17 protein-coding genes are annotated in these 15,984 nt (G+C 68.5%); 4 read left to right on the top strand and 13 right to left on the bottom strand.

Annotated features, from left to right (window positions below; all coding sequences use genetic code 11):
* Nucleotide 1: 1 nt before the first annotated feature.
* The 8 genes from AC1RRR_RS16645 to AC1RRR_RS16610 form a co-directional block, all read right to left on the bottom strand.
* Nucleotides 2–1,516 (bottom strand): TadA family conjugal transfer-associated ATPase, encoded by a 1,515-nt coding sequence (locus AC1RRR_RS16645; protein ID WP_492814791.1) that lies wholly within the window; start codon nt 1,514–1,516, stop codon nt 2–4.
* Nucleotides 1,517–3,085, bottom strand: coding sequence for a CpaE/TadZ family protein (locus AC1RRR_RS16640; protein ID WP_492814789.1), 1,569 nt, complete (start codon nt 3,083–3,085; stop codon nt 1,517–1,519).
* Nucleotides 3,085–3,765, bottom strand: a complete 681-nt coding sequence (locus AC1RRR_RS16635) for a CpaD family pilus assembly lipoprotein (RefSeq protein ID WP_492814787.1) — start codon at nt 3,763–3,765, stop codon at nt 3,085–3,087. Before AC1RRR_RS16635 ends, AC1RRR_RS16640 begins: the two co-directional genes overlap by 1 nt.
* A 9-nt stretch (nt 3,766–3,774) precedes the next feature.
* Nucleotides 3,775–5,478, bottom strand: coding sequence for a type II and III secretion system protein family protein (locus AC1RRR_RS16630; protein ID WP_492815270.1), 1,704 nt, complete (start codon nt 5,476–5,478; stop codon nt 3,775–3,777).
* A gap of 20 nt (nt 5,479–5,498) precedes the next feature.
* On the bottom strand, nt 5,499–6,392 hold the full coding sequence (cpaB, locus tag AC1RRR_RS16625; protein ID WP_492814785.1) for a Flp pilus assembly protein CpaB: 894 nt from the start codon (nt 6,390–6,392) through the stop codon (nt 5,499–5,501).
* Between the two features lie 212 nt (nt 6,393–6,604).
* A complete protein-coding gene (locus tag AC1RRR_RS16620) occupies nt 6,605–7,117 on the bottom strand; it encodes an A24 family peptidase (RefSeq protein WP_492814783.1) in 513 nt (170 codons plus the stop codon).
* A gap of 153 nt (nt 7,118–7,270) precedes the next feature.
* Nucleotides 7,271–7,447: a Flp family type IVb pilin gene (locus AC1RRR_RS16615; RefSeq protein ID WP_492814781.1), complete on the bottom strand. Its 177-nt coding sequence runs from the start codon at nt 7,445–7,447 to the stop codon at nt 7,271–7,273.
* Nucleotides 7,448–7,646: 199 nt separating this feature from the next.
* Nucleotides 7,647–7,823 (bottom strand): Flp family type IVb pilin, encoded by a 177-nt coding sequence (locus AC1RRR_RS16610; RefSeq protein ID WP_492814779.1) that lies wholly within the window; start codon nt 7,821–7,823, stop codon nt 7,647–7,649.
* 317 nt (nt 7,824–8,140) lie between these two features.
* Here AC1RRR_RS16610 and AC1RRR_RS16605 point away from each other — a divergent pair, with 317 nt between their 5' ends.
* The 3 genes from AC1RRR_RS16605 to AC1RRR_RS16595 all read left to right on the top strand — a co-directional run bounded on the left by AC1RRR_RS16605 (nt 8,141) and on the right by AC1RRR_RS16595 (nt 9,802).
* Entirely contained in the window at nt 8,141–8,584 is a 444-nt protein-coding gene (locus AC1RRR_RS16605; protein WP_492814777.1) for a pilus assembly protein N-terminal domain-containing protein, read from the top strand.
* 115 nt (nt 8,585–8,699) lie between these two features.
* Nucleotides 8,700–9,239: a TadE/TadG family type IV pilus assembly protein gene (locus AC1RRR_RS16600; RefSeq protein ID WP_492814775.1), complete on the top strand. Its 540-nt coding sequence runs from the start codon at nt 8,700–8,702 to the stop codon at nt 9,237–9,239.
* Entirely contained in the window at nt 9,239–9,802 is a 564-nt protein-coding gene (locus tag AC1RRR_RS16595; RefSeq protein WP_492814773.1) for a TadE/TadG family type IV pilus assembly protein, read from the top strand. The genes AC1RRR_RS16600 and AC1RRR_RS16595 overlap by 1 nt, the downstream gene beginning before the upstream one ends.
* Here AC1RRR_RS16595 and AC1RRR_RS16590 read toward each other — a convergent pair.
* Nucleotides 9,799–10,524 (bottom strand): aminotransferase class IV, encoded by a 726-nt coding sequence (locus AC1RRR_RS16590; RefSeq protein WP_492814771.1) that lies wholly within the window; start codon nt 10,522–10,524, stop codon nt 9,799–9,801. The genes AC1RRR_RS16595 and AC1RRR_RS16590 overlap by 4 nt on opposite strands.
* A complete protein-coding gene (gene pabB / locus AC1RRR_RS16585) occupies nt 10,521–11,834 on the bottom strand; it encodes an aminodeoxychorismate synthase, component I (protein ID WP_492814769.1) in 1,314 nt (437 codons plus the stop codon). The genes AC1RRR_RS16590 and pabB overlap by 4 nt, the downstream gene beginning before the upstream one ends.
* Nucleotides 11,835–11,903: 69 nt before the next feature.
* Between pabB and AC1RRR_RS16580 the strand changes: the two genes are divergently transcribed.
* The gene (locus AC1RRR_RS16580) at nt 11,904–12,308 is read left to right on the top strand and encodes a hypothetical protein (RefSeq protein WP_492814767.1); all 405 of its coding nucleotides are present in this window, start codon (nt 11,904–11,906) and stop codon (nt 12,306–12,308) included.
* Here the strand turns inward: AC1RRR_RS16580 and AC1RRR_RS16575 are convergent.
* From AC1RRR_RS16575 to AC1RRR_RS16565, 3 genes are all read right to left on the bottom strand, one after another.
* Nucleotides 12,305–13,747 (bottom strand): MFS transporter, encoded by a 1,443-nt coding sequence (locus AC1RRR_RS16575; protein ID WP_492814765.1) that lies wholly within the window; start codon nt 13,745–13,747, stop codon nt 12,305–12,307. The two genes, AC1RRR_RS16580 and AC1RRR_RS16575, sit on opposite strands and share 4 nt — an antisense overlap.
* Before the next feature lie 212 nt (nt 13,748–13,959).
* A complete protein-coding gene (locus AC1RRR_RS16570; protein ID WP_492814763.1) occupies nt 13,960–14,733 on the bottom strand; it encodes a tyrosine-protein phosphatase in 774 nt (257 codons plus the stop codon).
* A gap of 1 nt (nt 14,734) precedes the next feature.
* Nucleotides 14,735–15,898 (bottom strand): acyltransferase family protein, encoded by a 1,164-nt coding sequence (locus tag AC1RRR_RS16565; RefSeq protein WP_492814761.1) that lies wholly within the window; start codon nt 15,896–15,898, stop codon nt 14,735–14,737.
* Nucleotides 15,899–15,984 lie beyond the last annotated feature (86 nt).

Genomic DNA, 15,984 nt, shown 5'->3' with positions numbered 1-15,984 from the left:
CCTACTCCGCCGCGTCGAGGGCTTCGGCCAGCTCGCGCTCCAGGCCGTAATAGCGGGCGCGGTCCCAGAAGCGCGGGCGGGCGATGCCGGTCGAGCGGTGCTTGCCCACGACCTTGCCCGCCTCGTCCTCGCCGGTGATCTCATAGACGAAGAGGTCCTGGGTGACGATGACGTCGCCTTCCAGGCCCACGACTTCGGTGATGTGGGTGATGCGGCGCGAACCGTCGCGCAGACGGGCGGCCTGGACGATGACGTCGACCGAGCCGACGATCATCTCCTTGATGGTCTTCGAGGGCAGGCCGTAGCCGCCCATGGTGATCATGCTCTCGATACGGCTGATGGCTTCACGCGGGCTGTTGGCGTGCAGCGTGCCCATCGAGCCGTCGTGGCCGGTGTTCATGGCCTGAAGCAGGTCGAACGCTTCGGGGCCACGGACTTCGCCGACGATGATGCGTTCGGGACGCATCCGCAGACAGTTCTTGACGAGATCGCGCATGGTCACCGCGCCGGAGCCTTCCAGGTTCGGCGGACGGGTTTCCAGGCGCACCACGTGCGGCTGCTGCAGCTGCAGTTCGGCGGCGTCTTCGCAGGTCACGACCCGTTCGGTGGGGTCGATGAAGGCGGTCATGGTGTTGAGCAGGGTCGTCTTGCCCGAACCCGTACCGCCCGAGATGACGATGTTGCAGCGGCAGGCGCCGATGACCCCCAGAACCCGCGCCCCTTCCGGGCTGATGGAGGCGAACTCCACCAGGTTCTTCATCGTCAGCTTGTCCTTCTTGAACTTCCGGATGGTCAGGGTCGGACCATCCAGAGCCAAGGGCGGGGCGATGACGTTGACGCGCGAGCCGTCGGGCAGGCGGGCGTCGCAGATCGGCGAGCTTTCGTCGACGCGGCGGCCGACCTGGCTGACGATCCGCTGGCAGATGTTCATCAGCTGCAGATTGTCGCGGAAGCGCACGTTGGTCAGCTGGACCTTGCCGCCCACTTCGATGAACACGCGGTGCGCGCCATTGACCATGATGTCGGCGATGTCGTCGCGGGCCAGCAGCGGCTCCAGCGGACCGTAGCCGAGGACGTCGTTGATGATGTCCTGGACCAGGTGTTCCTGTTCCGCCACCGACATCGAGACGTTCTTGATCGCCACCAGCTCGGCGACGATGTCGCGGATCTCTTCGGCCGCCTGCTTCTGGTCGAGCTGGGCCAGTTGGCTCAGGTCGATGGTGTTGAGCAGGGCGTTGAAGATCGTGGTCTTGGTGGCGTGGTAGTAGTCGCTCTGCTCGCGGACGATGTTGGTCGTCTGGGCGGCGGCCACGCCCTGGGCGGCGCGCAGCTGGTCCAGGCCGGCGGTCGACTTGGGCGCGGGGCCGTTGACCTTGGGCGCCGGCGCTTTCGGTTCAGGCGCGGTCGCGGACGGCTCGACCCGTTGCGGGCGCGTGGCGATAGGCGCGCCGCCCGCCGGAGCGGGGGGCGGCGCCTTCTGTTCGGCGGGGGCTGACTGATCGCGCTTGCCGAACATCTATTTCTTCTTGAACAGGCCCGAGAGCATGGAAGATTTCTGGACGGGCGGCGGCTCGCGCCGGCTGATCAGGCGGGCCAGGTGCTCCAGTCCCTCGGCGGCCTTCGACTTGGGCGCCACCTCGGCCAGCATCTGACCGTTGTTGGCCGCCTGGCCATAGGGCTTGGGATCGAACGGCAGCACCAGCGAGGGCTGGACGCCCAGGGCCTCGCCGAAGTCCTTCACGGGGATCTCGGGACGGCCGGGCACGCCGACCTGGTTCAGCACGAGGCGCGGCGGCACGTCGTTGGGGCGCGAGCCCTTGACCAGGTCGATGATGTTCTTGGCGTTGCGTAGGGACGCGAGATCCGGCGTCGCCACCACCACCAGCTCGTCCGAACCGACCAGCACGCGGCGGGCGGCGGCGTTCCAGATGTGCGGGATGTCCAGCACCACGAAGGGCGCGGCGCCGCGGATCTTCTGGGTCACTTCCTCATAGGCGTCGGCGGTGATCTCGTAGTCGTCGTCCAGCGAGGCCGGGGCGGCGAACAGGCTGAGACGATCGCCGCAGCGGACCATCATCCGGTCCATCAGCACCGGGTCCAGGCGGTCGGGCTGGCTCAGCGCGTCCAGCACGCCTTGCAGCGGGTCCTGGTTGAAGTCGAGGCCGGCGGTGCCGAAGGCCAGGTCCAGATCGACCAGCACGGTGGCGGTCTGCATCTTCTCGGCCATGGCCCAGGCGAAGTTGTGCGACAGCGTCGAGGCCCCCACCCCGCCCTTGGCGCCGACGAAGGCGATCTGGCGGCCGATGAACGGCGCGGACGGGTCGGCATACAGGCCGCCGACCGCGCGGATCACCTGCAGGGGCGACAGCGGCTGGGTCAGGTACTCGGAAACGCCGCGACGGATCAGCTCGCGATACAGAGCGATGTCGTTGGTCTGGCCGACCACGACCACCTTGGTGCCCGGGTCGCAGACCTGGGCCAGGCTATCGAGCAGGTGCAGCAGGCGCTGGGCGGTGTCGTTGGTCTCGACCATGACCAGCGAGGGCGTCGGCTGGTTCTGATAGTACTCGACGGCCGCTTCCAGGCCGCCGTCGCGGACGATGGTCGAGGCGCGGGCCATGCGGCGGTCGGCGGCGGCGTGCTCGATCAGCGCCATCGTCTCGGGACGGGCGCAGAAGGCGTGCAGGGTGATGCGCGGGATCACCGCCTCGCCCATGCCGTTGTCGGGGATCGGCTCGTTGTAGACGGGCTCGGGCGCGACCGGAGCGCGGGGCGCGATGTCCAGGTCGCGGTCGTGAAGGTCGGCCGCGGCGACGGCCGGCTGCGGCGCGCGCTGCTGCTGCGGCTGGGCCTGGCGAACCTGCTGTTGCTGCGGACGCGTGACCGGCGGCGCGGCTTGCGGCGCGCGGGCCGGCGGGGCGTCGTCGCGCGGACGGGCCGGCGGGAAGTCGGCGAACGGGTCGTCGAAGCCGCCTGCCGGCGTCAGCGAGGGGGCGGACGAGCGCCACGGATCGGACGCGCCGGTCGTGAACTCGTCGGCGGCGTCGAAGCCCAGGTCGAAAGGATCGTTGTCGGTCGGCCGCATTACGGGATCGCCTTCGAGATCGAGCCTGTCGCCTGCTCGTCCTTGGCCGTGCTGGTGATCTCGCCCTTGCGGTAGAGACCCGTGACACGGTCGCGGCGGCCGGTGTCGGCCGGCGTCATGTCGCGCGGCCGGATCAGGTCCTCGGGGTTGGCGACCTGCGCCGCCAGATTGGCGGCCATGGCGCAGCCGAAGTTGTCATAGGCGACGTTGTTGCGCGTCGCCGTCAGGTTTTCCCACTGCTGGCCGCACTTCAGCTTCTCGGCCTCGTAGCGCAGGAAGCCGACGCGGATGGTGTTGTCCTCGGGACCGACCGGATTGAAGCCGACCACGCGCACCCGCGCGCCCGGCGCGCCCAGGCCGATCAGGCGGTCGCGGATCTGCGTGGCCATCATGCCCGAGCTGTTGGGCGCGGTGACGACCAGTTCGCGGCTCTCGGCCTCCAGCCAGCGGCGGTGCAGGTCTTCCAGGGCGGCCGACTGGTTGGCCGACAGGCCCGTCGCATGCGGGGCCAGCACGATCTCGTCCGGCGCGGAGGTGACCTTGATCTTGTCGACCCATTGCTGGGTCTCGGTGGCGGCGGTCGTGGACGGGCCCTCGTCCTTCGGCGCCGAGGCGCAGGCCGACAGGCCCGCCACGGCGGCGGCCATCAGGACGATCTTGACGGAGGTGCGAAGCGTCATGGCGGCGTCCTACTCGATCACATAGCCAACGGGGCCTTGATACGCGCGCCCCGCGTTCGCGCCGGGCGGCGCCTTCACGACCTTGTTGATGCGGCCCATGAAGACCGTGCTCATGTCACTGGCGAACCTCAGGCCGTCGGCCGGCGTCTGCAGGTTCTGCGGACGGGTCGGGTCGACGATGTACGGGGTGACGATGATCACCAGTTCGGTCTGGTTGTTCAGGAAGTCGCGCGAGCGGAACAGCGTCCCCAGGATCGGCATGGAGGTCATGCCCGGTATGGAGTCGATGGTCTGCTTGGTGGTCTGCTGCAGCAGGCCCGCGATCATGAACGACCCGCCCGACGGCAGCTCGACCGTCGTCTCGGCGCGGCGCACGGCCAGGCCGGGGACCGTCAGGGCCGGCGACGACGTCGTCGTGCCCGAGGTCGAGGTGGTGCTGTTCACCAGGGTGAACGCGCCCAGGCTGGACAGCTCCGACACCTCGGTCGAGATCTTCAGCGAGATGCGACCGCCCGACAGGACCACCGGGGTGTAACCCAGGCCCACGCCGTACGGCTTGAATTCGATCGACACCTTGCCGGTGGCGTCGCTGCCGGTCGGGACCGGGAACTCGCCGCCGACCAGGAAGTGGCCCGCCTCGCCCGACACGGCTGTCAGGCTGGGCTCGGCCAGGGTGCGGACCAGGCCGACGCGTTCGAAGGCCTGCAGCATGCTCTTGGCCTGGTTCAGGCCCGTGCTGCCGGCGGTGTCGGTGATGGTGGCGGTGTCGCCGTTGCTGGCGACGATCTCGCGGCCGGTGAGCGGGTTGATGACCCCGGTCGCGTAGTTCTTGCCGTGCACCACGGCCAGGCACTTGGCGTCATCGGCCACGCCGTCCATGCAGGGAACGCCCAGCGTCGGCTGCTTGGTGGTGTTGAGGTTGTAGCCGCCGGTCACCCCGCCCAGCAGGCTGCCGTTGACGCCGTAGGTCGGCGACAGGCCGAACGAGAACTGGTCCTGGCCCAGCTGGCCCAGCACCGCGTTCAGGTCGACGCCCAGCTGTTTGACGACGTTGCGCTGCACTTCGACGATGCGGACCTGCAGCATCACCTGGTCCTTGCCGGCGATGCTCAGCATGTTCAGGACCTTGTCCTCGCCGCCGACATAGCGGACGGCGATGCGCGAGGCGGCGTCGGATTCCGAGGCGTTGCGGACCATGCCGGTCAGCACCACGCTGTCGCGGATCGGCTGCACGCGGATCTTGGCGTCGGGCAGCACGCTGCTCAGCATGTCGGCCAGCTGGTCGATCGGCTGGGTCACCCGGATGTTCAGCGACACGATGCGGCGGCCGGTGGCGTCGAAGAAGGCCGCGTCGGTCGTGCCCTCGGTCAGGCCGACCACATAGATGCGGCGTTTGTCGCGCAGCACCGCGTCGGCGATGGTCGGGTTGGTGACCAGCAGGTCGCGGACGTCGGTCGGCAGCTCGATGATCGCCGACTTGCCCTTGGCCAGCTCGACGGCGGCCGCGTTCTGGTCGGCGGTCAGGGTGATGCGCACCACCTGCTCGCCGGGCGGCGGCGCATAGACCGGCGCGGGCGGCGGGGCCGGACGCGAGACGCGGGCGGCGGGGCGATAGACATGCGAGCCGCCCACCGGACCGTCGGCGAACACCGGCGCGGTCCAGGAGAGGGCCAGCATGGCGGCCACGGGGACCGTCAGGCGCTTGTGGGTCATGTTGGCTTTCACCGGACGGCTCATGGGCGCACCGCCACGTTGGTGGTCTGACCGCCGCGATTGATGCGGACGGTGGAGTCGTCTTGGGCGGCCGGGCGCGTCATGCCCGAGGGTCCGCCCAGGTCGGTATAGGCGCGCAGGGCCAGGGTCACCGGACCATTGGCCTTGGCGCGGGTCAGGGCCTCGGCTTCGACCGGGCCGACCTCGAGGGTGGCGGTCGCCGCGACGATGGACTTGGCGTCCTTCTCGGCGGCGGTGTTCTGGTCCAGGGCCAGGACGCGGATGTTCTGCAGCACGGTCTCGGCGATGACCGTCTTGGTCGAGCCGCCGTCGGCCGAGTTGTTCTGGGCGTCGCGGGTCATCAGCACGTCGACGCGGTCGCCGGGCAGGATGAAGCCGCCGACGGCGGTGTCGGAAGTCACGGGCACGGACATGGCGCGCTTGCCCGGGGTCAGCACGACCGAGAGGTAACCGCCCTCCCCGCCGCGCACGATCTTGCGGTTGGTGATCGGCTCGCCGGTCAGGATCGGGTCGCGAACGATCGCGCCCTCGACGACCTTGGCCGGATCGCCGCCGATCATCTGGTCGGCGGTGGCGGCCAGGCTGGCCTTGGCGGCCTCGACCTTGCCGTCGGGCTTGGCGGGCGCGGCCCCATTGGTGATGAAAGCGCTGTTGATGGCGTCGGACGGCCAGGCCTGCCAGTCGACGTCGGCGGCCACCAGGCGGGTGCCGATCGGCAGGTCGCGCTTGGCCACCAGGACCTGGGTCATGGGCTTGCCCGGCGCCTCCACAGGCGCGGCCCGGGCCGTCGGCGCGGCGGCCGGCTTGCCGCCCATGGCCTTCTGCAGGACCACGGCGAGGCCGATGGCCGAGATGGCGGCGACCAGGACGATCAGGAGGCGAACGGGGCTCATGGCGCGGGCTGAAACTCTAGGGTGAGCCGCACGGTCGCCTTCAGGCGAGCACGCACGATTCGTCAGTCAGCCTTTCTGGCCACGTCCCATGGTCGCTTGCGCATGGTTAACGGGCGCTAAAAGTTTTTAACTCGAAAGCCGGGATGCGCGCGACAGGCTGTCGCGGGACGAGTCGGGCAAGCGCGGCTGCAACCGACGCGTGCGGCGCTCAATTAGCCCAGGAGTCCGTGCGCCAGGGGGCTCTGCGGGAAGGCCGCCAGGGCCCCGATGGCGATGGCGACGCCGTAGGGCAGGTCGCCGCCGTTCGTACCCAATTTGCGTAGCCAAGCCGGGCCGCCGGCCACGGCCGGGGCAAGATAGCCCGAACGCAGGCCCAGGATGGCGAAGGTCAGGGCGCCGCCGGCCAGGCCCGTATAGAGCATGAACGGCAGGGCGGCGGGCCAGCCGACCCACAGGGCGCAGGCCGCGAACAGCTTGCCGTCGCCGCCGCCGATCCAGCCGGCCGCGAACATGCCCATGCCCATCAGCAGGCCGACGAACCCCGTGGCGGCGCACAGGCCGACATCGCCCAGGGGCGCGCCGACGGCCAGGGCCGCGATCGGGAAGACGCCGATCAGGGCCAGCGAGACCCAGTTGGGGATCGTGTAGCTGGTCAGGTCCTTCAGCGCCCCGACGATGGCCAGGGCGGGGAAAACCAGCAGCAGCGAGATCTGAAGAGCCTGCATGGCGAAAAACGCGCCTTCGTTTGGATCGCTTCATTGTGGGACGGACGGGTGAAGCAAACGTTGCTCACCGCGAAGAAGAAGAGCCTCAAAAGGAAAAGGGCCGAGACATGGTCTCGACCCTTTCCGTTTTCGAGCGTGTCCGCTGGATCCCGATTAGGAACCGGCGGCGGTCGTCTCGGTGGCGGCCTTGGAAAAGGCGCCCGAAATATTCGTGCCCAGCGTGGTCACCGCGCCGACGATGATCACCGCGATCAGGGCGACGATCAGGCCGTATTCGATGGCGGTGGCGCCGGATTCATCTTGGGCGAAGGCTTTGAGCAGGCGCGTCATGAACGCAGTCTCCGTAAGGTTGAACCAACGCCGCGACAATATGTCGCCGATAGTGAATCAAGCCTTAGGGTTGTCAGTTAATGCGCCATGCAACCTAAAGAAATTCGACCATTCCGATAGCGATAGAGTGTTGAAAACAAAGAAAAAGGGCCGAGGCGTAAGCCTCGACCCTCTTTTTTCGAGCGTGCGAAGGATCCGATTAGGAACCCGCGGCCGTCGTAGCCGTCGCGGCCTTTTGGAAGGCGCCCTTGATGTTGGTGCCCAGGGTCGTGACGGCGGTCACGATGATCACCGAGATCAGGGCGACGATCAGGCCGTATTCGATGGCCGTGGCGCCCGATTCATCCTTCAGGAAGCGAGTGACGAACTTGGTCATGACTTGGTCTCCTAAACCAGTAGCAGTTGATTTGAGGCTCTCAAGCCGTTCGACTTGCTCACCCCCGAAAACACGATCAATTTCGCCCAGCGCACTTAATGTCCAGTAAACACCGAATAGTTTTCGCCGATTTTCTTTTGGTTTATTTGTATTTACCATTACTTGTTCTTAACCACGACACCTCGAAGACCTCTCAAACCCTTTGGAATCAAGGAGTTTCTCAAGCGACGCTTGGACGCACACGGCGGCGCTTTAGTCTTTTGTTGACCAAACAAAGTGATGTTGGAGGACGTTCGGATCCGAGATCGGAAACCTCCATGCGCCGCCTTTCGCTCGCCATCGCCGCCGCCCTGACCTTCTGGGGCGTCGCCAACGCCCAGTCCCTGCCCGCCCACAGGACGGTCAGCACGACACCCGTGAGCACGTCGACCGACCTGGCGGTCGCCTCGGGCCAGGCCTCGTACGTCACCCTGGGCGGCGCGGTGCGCGACATCGTGGTGGGCGATCCCAGCATCGCCGACGTCAGCGTCGTCAACGACCGCACCCTCGTCGTTCTGGGCAAGCGCCCGGGCGTCACCACCCTGCTGGCCTTCGGTCCCAGCGGCCGCGCCCTGGCCGACCGCCAGATCGTGGTGTCGGAGAACGGCAGCGGCAGCGTCACCGTCTATCGCGGCCAGACCGCCAGCAACTATGCCTGCGGATCGCAATGCACCCGCCTGGGCGGCGCTGCGGCCGCACCCGCCGCGACCACCACGCCGTAAGGGCCGCGCCAAAACGCCCCCTACGTACGCGGGCGCGCGCCTAACGCGCCGTTAGGATCGTTCGGCTAGTCTTTCCCTCGACCGACCCGTCCGGGTCCGAAGGGAATTTCGCCACATGGCCCGCATTCTCGCCCGCGCCAGGCAGCGGCTGGCCCGCCATCTCGACCGGTTCTCGCGCGCCGAGCGCGGGGCCACCGCCGTCGAATTCGCTCTCGTCGCCATCCCCTTCCTGATGCTGGTCTTCGGGATCATCGAGCTGGGCCTGGTGTTCCTGGTCTCGCTGACGCTGGAGACCGCCGTCTCCGACGTGGGCCGCACCATCCGCACCGGCGAGCTGCAGACCACCGGCGGCACGGCCGCCGGCTTCAAGACCGCCGTCTGCAACAAGCTGAGCTGGCTGGGCTCCAGGTGCCAGGGCGCGCTGCGGATCGACGTGCGCACCTTCAGCGACTTCGCCAGCACCAACACCTCGTCCGCCAACCTGACCGTGCCCGCGACGATGAGCTGGGATCCGGGCTCGCAGGGTTCGATCGTGCTGATCCGCGCCTACTACACCTGGCCGCTGATCACGCCGCTGCTGAGCACCGGCCTGCAATCGTCCGACGGCAAGCGGATCATCTACGCCGCCACCGCCTTCTCCAACGAGCCCTACTGATGAGCGCGCGCAAACCCTCTCGCCTGAAGACCTTCTGGCGCAGCCGCCGCGGCGCGACCGCCGTCGAGTTCGCCCTGATCGCGCCGATCCTGATCACCCTGTATTGCGGCATGGCCGAGCTGACCCAGGCCATGCTGGCCCAGCGGCGCCTGTCCAACATCGCCTCGGCGATCGGCGACCTGGTGGCCCAGGGCACCCAGACCGGCCCGCTGAAGATCGACGACATCTTCAAGATCGGCAACACCATCATGGCGCCGTTCCCGACCACGGGCGCGCTGAAGATGTGCCTGCTCAGCGTCACCTCGGACTCGAAAGGCAAGGACACCGTCGCCTGGTCCAGGCCCTCGGTCACCGGCATGACCAACTGCCCGGCCGCGGGCGCCGTCCTGACCGACGTCTCCACCGGCGTGCTGCCCGCTAGCCAGAGCGTGATCATGGCCCGCGTCAGCTACACCTACACCCCGGCCATCAAGATGTTCCTGCCCTCGGGCCTGACCTTCAACCGCACCTACTACCTGCGCCCGCGCAAGGCGGACGCGGTGCTGTGGAACCAGTCGAGCTAGAGCAGAGTATTCGCCAGAGAATTCGGCGCGAACTCTTTGGCGCCGAGCCGGGAGACTTCACGCACGCCGATCAGGCTGTTGGTCAGGAAGATCGCGTCGGCGGTTTCCAGGGCTTCGATCCCGGCGGCGACCTCTTCGACCGCGTGCGAAGCCAGCAGCCGCGCGCGGGTGATGCCCGCCAGTACGCCGCAGTCCAGCCGGGGCGTGAACAGGCGGCGCTCCTTGATCCAGAACAGGTTGGCGGCGGCGGCGCAGGCGAGTTCGCCGCGATTGTTCAGCATCACCGCCTCGTCGGCGCCGGCGGCCGCAGCCTCGGCGCGGGCCAGGACGTTGTCGAGATAGCTCAGGGTCTTCAGCCGCGAGGCCGGCGAGCCTTCGTTGCGGCGGGTCGTCGCGACGATCACGGCGGCGGGGGTCACGGGCGCAACCGACGGCGCGGCCTTGGCGAACATGACTGGCGCTGGCGCAGCGGGACGGTCGAGGCCTCGGCCGCCGGAGCCGGCAGTCAGGGTCAGGCGGACGGCGAAGCGGCCTTCGGTCGGCGCGGCCTCGCGAACCAGGCGCTCGGCCTCGGCGCGATCGAACGGCAGGTTAAGGACCGCGCAGCCGGCGGCCATGCGGTCGAGGTGGGCGGCCAGGTACGGCAGGTCGCCGTCGAGGGCCAGCAGGGTCTCGAACAGGCCATCGCCCAGCAACAGGCCGCGATCTTCGATAGGGATCATTCGGTCAGGGCCTTCTTCAGGGCGGCGATCTTGGCCTCGGTCTCCAGGCGTTCGCCGTGCGGGTCGCTGTCGGCGACGATGCCGGCCCCGGCGCGGGCTTCGAGGCGCCAGCCGTCTCCGTCCTGGACGAGGCCGACGGTGCGGATCAGGACGCTGCTATCGAACGCCCCGTCGAAGCCGGCCCAGAACAGGCTGCCGCAATAGGGTCCGCGCGGCGGCTCCAGGCCGGCGATGACCTTCATGGCCTGGACCTTGGGCGCGCCGGTGATCGATCCCGGCGGGAAGCTGGCCCGCAGCAAGTCGGCGACGGTCCGCCCCTCCGCCAGCCGCGCGGTCACGGTCGAGACCAGATGATGGACATTGGCGAAGCTCTCGACCTTGAAGAGCTCCGGCGCGCGGACGCTGCCCGGCGGCGACACCCGCGCCAGGTCGTTGCGCATCAGGTCGACGATCATCAGGTTCTCGGCCCGGTCCTTGTCGCTGGCCAGCAGCTCGGCGGCCAGGGCCTGGTCCTGCGCGGCGTCGCGGCCGCGCGGGCGGGTGCCCTTGATCGGCTTGGTCTCGATCGCGCCGGCCGGATCGAGCTTCAGGAACCGCTCGGGCGAGTTGGACACCACCGCCCGGCCCGGCAGGCGCAGATAGGCCGAGAACGGCGCCGGGCTCTGGCCGCGCAGGCGGACGAACAGGTCGAACGGATCGGCGCCGGCGGCCAGGCGCCCCGTCCAGGCGCGGGCGATATTGGCCTGGAAGATCTCGCCGCCGATGATGCGGTCGACGACCTGCGCGACGGCGGCCTCATAGGCTTCGCCGTTGGAGGCGATGAGGTCGGGGCATAGCGGGCCTTCGAACGCAGCGCGGTCAGTGGAGGCGTCCAGCCAGGCCAGCGCCGCGCGGGCGCGCTCGGAGGCTTGCGCATCGGTGTCGCCGCGCCCGACCGCGACCACCTGCCGCGCGTGATGGTCGAAGGCCAGCAGGGCCGGGTAACGCGCGCAGGTCAGGTCCGGCCAGTCGGTGCGGGAAAGGCCCAGCGCCTCTACGCGGTCGCCCAGCTCGTAAGATGCCAAGCCCACGACGCCACCCTGGAACGGCGGCCCTTCAGGATCACCGGCAAGGCGGGGGCCCAGCAGGTCGATCAACGCGGCGAACGGATCCTCGGCGACGCTGAACGTCTTGTCTGGTGCGCGCAACAGGTACGACCACCGCCCCTGCCCGCCCGTCACCAGCGCGCAGGCATACGGCTCATCCCGGAATGGAGCCAGCGCCCAGACCGGCTCGCGCCAGGGGGCGGTAAGGAGGGCGACGCGGCGCATGCAAGCCGGTGTAGCGCCAAGGGACCGACCCGGCTACCCGATCGCGGGCAGGCTTGTTATGCCTGCGGCATGCTTCACGACCGCTATAAGCCGCCGGTCTATGCGGGCCCTTTCACCGCGCGGCGCGAGCGTGGGCCGCCGTCGATGCCCTATCCGCATGTCTGCTTCCATTGCCGGTCATGCTTCAGGCGGCCCGTTATGCACGGCGGCTATGCGCGCCCATGCCCGCGATGCGCCAAGCCAGCGGCGCCGCTCTATTCCAGGTTCAAGCCACCGCCCCGCGATGACGACCGGCAGTGGCGCAAGGTCGAAGCGATCGTGCGGGCCGGCTTCGTGTTCATCGCGGTTGGCGAGCCGTACCCGGAGCATCTCGACGAGGTCGCGGCCTTCGTAGGCCGGCAAAAGGCCTATCGCGACACCTGGCGCAAGCTCTGGCCCGACTACTACCAGGCCATCGACGCGGCGCTGCCTTAGGCCTCCCGCTCTCCGCCCTTGACGGTGAACAGCCCCACCAGCCCCAGCGCCAGCAACCCCGCGATCGGGATGAAGCCCGCGACCTGGCTGGCGAAGATCTTGGTCGCCAGGGCCACCAGCAACGAGCCCAGCCACATGGTCGCGGTGCCCGACAGCGAGAACAGGCCGAAGAACGCCGCCATCCGATCCGGCGGGGCCAGGCGCACCAGCAGGGTGCGGCTCGAAGCGTACTGCGCCGTGACGAAGACGGCGATCAAGAGGCCCATGCCCAGATAGATGATCTCCGGCAGGGTGCGAAACAGCGGGCCGTTCCAGACGGCCGGGTGGGTCGCCGCGTCCCAGGTCCAGAAGTAGAGGATCTTCTCGCGGCCCATGCCCAGCGTGCCCAGCAGCACCAGGATGCACATGCCGACCTCGAGCTGGATCGCCCGGCGCGGCCCCAGGGTCTTGTCGAACCACGGCGCGATCAGGCCGCCCAGCACCCCGAAGATCGACAGCGAGATACCGTAGGCCAGCATCTCCAGCTCGCCCCACTTCATCAGGCCCGCCGCGAACAGGCCGCCGAAGATCAGCAGCGCGGTCATGCCGTCGCAATAGAGCATGCGCGCGCCCAGGAACTTGGCGACGTCGGCATGGCCCTTGAGGTTGCCGAAGGTGTCGGCGATCAGCTTCACGCCTTCCTTGATCGCGCCGGTCAGCGACACCCCGGTGCGGGGCGCGTCGTGGGTCCACAGGAAGAACGGGATCGCGCCGAGCAGCATGACCGTGGCGGCCAGCGGGCCGACGATGCGGCTGGGCTCGTGGTCGGCCTGGCTGAGACCCAGCAGCGGCGAGGCCGGCACGAACGACCACGGCACCATGCCCGGCAGTACGAAGGCCCACATCACGAAGATCAGCAGACTGACCGACAGGCCGTTGGCGGCGGCATAGCCCAGGCCCGACAGCACCGGCTCCTGCCCCGGCGCGGCCGAGCGCGACAACAGCGAGTTGTTGAGCACGTCGCCGCTGTTATAGGCCACGCCCAGCACGATCAGCGCCAGGCCCACCAGGTCGACCGGCAGGCCGCCGGGCTTGGCCAGCCACAGGGCGTACAGGACCGGAACCATGATCGCCAGGACCAGGCCCATGAACGGCTTGCGCGGCCCGAAGCGCTCGATCGAGGCCCCCAGGATCGGCGCGATCAGGGCGGTCAGCAGGCCATAGACAGTCGAGATGTCGGCGACGACCGCCTGGCCCTTGACCGGATCGCCGACCAGCACCCGCGAGAAGTACGGCGCGAAGACATAGATGGTGATCAGGATGACGTACGGGTCGCGCGTGCCCTGGTGCAGGATCCAGCTGAGCGCGCTGCGGGAGAGCTTCTGTTTGGGAATGGGGACGAGGGTGTCGTCACCCGCGACGTCGTTCATGCCCGGAGCCGAACCCGCCAACTCGCTCATACCGCAACCCTGATGATGCTCGGCCCTCTGTCGGGGCCGTCAGGGGAGGCTGGACCTTAAACAGACGTTTGTCACCTTACGGATTTGAGGCATCCCCTCTCCTCCCCCTCTGGGGGAGGTGGCCCGAAGGGCCGGAGGGGGCAGCTCGGCCTATGCCGGCGATGCCCCCTCAGTCGGCTCCGCCGACAGCTCCCCCAAAAGGGGAGCAGAGACTAAAGCAGGATGTGCGCCCGCACCTTCTCGCGGGTGTCGGTGTCCAACCCCACCGCCTGCTCCAGATACCCATCCAGCGACCCGTGCTGATCCTTGATCACCTCGAACGCCGCCGCGAGGTACCGCGCCTCGACGCCCATCGCCGCGCGCATGGCCGCCTCCGACGGACGCCGGCCAGTAGCCTCCGCGATATGATCCATGAACGCATGCCCCCGCCGGTCGAAACGGCCCGGATCGTTGGTCAGCAGGTAGTCGTCGATGACGTCGTCATCACCCACGCCCGCGATGTGGTGGGTCAAGGCCGCCAGCACGCCGGTGCGGTCCTTGCCGGCCGCGCAGTGGATCAGGGCCGGACCCTTGGCTTCCGCCAGCGCCAGGAAGAACCGGCGGAAGAGGTCGATATGCCGCTCCTTGAACGGCAGGCGGCGATAATATTCGTCCATGTAGGTGTGGACCGAGGCCTCGGTCAGCTCGGCGCTGCTGATGAACTCCAGCCACGGATCGGGGCCGGTCGCGCCCATCTCGTTGTCGATCACCTGGGCGGTAAAGCCCGTCCAGCGGCGCGAGGGCGAACGTTCGCGCTCGTTGGGCCGGCGCAGGTCGACCAGGGTGACGATGCCCAGGGCGGCGAGCGCGGCGAGATCCTCGTCGGTCGCCTCGGCCTGGTGGGCCGCCCGGAACAGCACGCCCTTCTTCAGGCGCCCCTCCCCCGCGGCGTAGTCGCCGAAATCGCGGAAGTTCTCGACGCCTTGGAGGGGGATGTGCCGGGTCATTCTACTTCCTCAAAAGCGGCTGCAGCCGATCCTGGATCGGCTGGTCGATATAGGTGTGGAACAGCCAGGCCGCGCCGTAGGCGACCGGGAAGCCGGCCAGCCACATCAGCCACTGCCAGCCGATGCCGATCGGCACGGTGTCGATCAGCTCGTGCACGGCGCTCCAATAGATCACGCCGACGAAGATGTGGGTGATGAACAGCGCGAAGGACAGCTTGGCGCCCTCCTCGATCCACTTGCGGGGCTGCTTGACCGGCAGGCGGCCAGCGCCCAGCACGATCATGGCGATGGCCAAGAGCGATGGCGCGTCGAACAGCCAGGGATCCGGCAGGGCGTAGCGGTCCAGCGGCTGGGTGATGACCAGCAAGGCCACCCCGCCCCACAGCAGGGCCTTGGCCGCCTGCTCGGACGGCCAGCGCATGTCGACGGCCCGCGCCAGGCAGACGCCCAGAATGAACAGCGGCAGGGCCCGCACGACGCCGTACTGGAACGGCAGGTCGGGCAGCGGGTGATGGAAGGCCTTGCGGGCGATGATCTCGAACACGCCCAGGATTACGGCCGCGCCTAGCGGCAGGATCCAGGCGTGGCGCACCTTGCTGACGGTCTTCCAGAAGAACGGGAACAGGGCGTAGCAGACGATCAGGGCCGACAGCGACCAGCTGGGCAGGTTCCAGCCATCGCTGGGGAAGCCCCAGGCGTGGATCAGCAGGGCCTGGACCGGCAGTTGGTCCCAGGCAAAGCGGCTAGGCTTGTGGGCGTCGGTGCCGACGGTGTTGAGCAGCAAAACGAGGATGGCCAGGCAGCCCAGCACCACCAGGTGTCCCGGCCACACGCGCGCGGCGCGGCGGACCCAGAAGCGCGGCGGGCTGACCCGGCCGCTCAGCACCGAGCCGCCATAGGCCCGGCCCAGCACGTAGCCCGACAACATGAGAAAGAAGTCCGTCGCCAGGAACCCGCGCGAGAACACCTGGCCGAAACGCTCGATCCGCATCGGGCTCTCGGCGCCATAGTGGTAGACGACGATCAGCAGCGAGGCGAGGAAGCGCAGGAAGTCCAGCGATCCGCCGCGCACGGCGTCCTTGCCGGGCTTGAAGCCGACAGGCTCCGCAACGGGCGTCTCACCCGAAGGAATCTGGGAAAGCGGGACGGTCACGAGGGTGGCCATAGCAAAGGCGCCGCCCCCGGAAAAGCCGTCGCCGGAAGGTCGTCTTGCGATATGGCGTCGCGGCCACTATCTGCAACTTCTACTGT

It is taken from the genome of Caulobacter sp. GW821-FHT12D05, from assembly GCF_058807295.1.
This window is presented reverse-complemented; position numbering and strand designations above follow the sequence as displayed.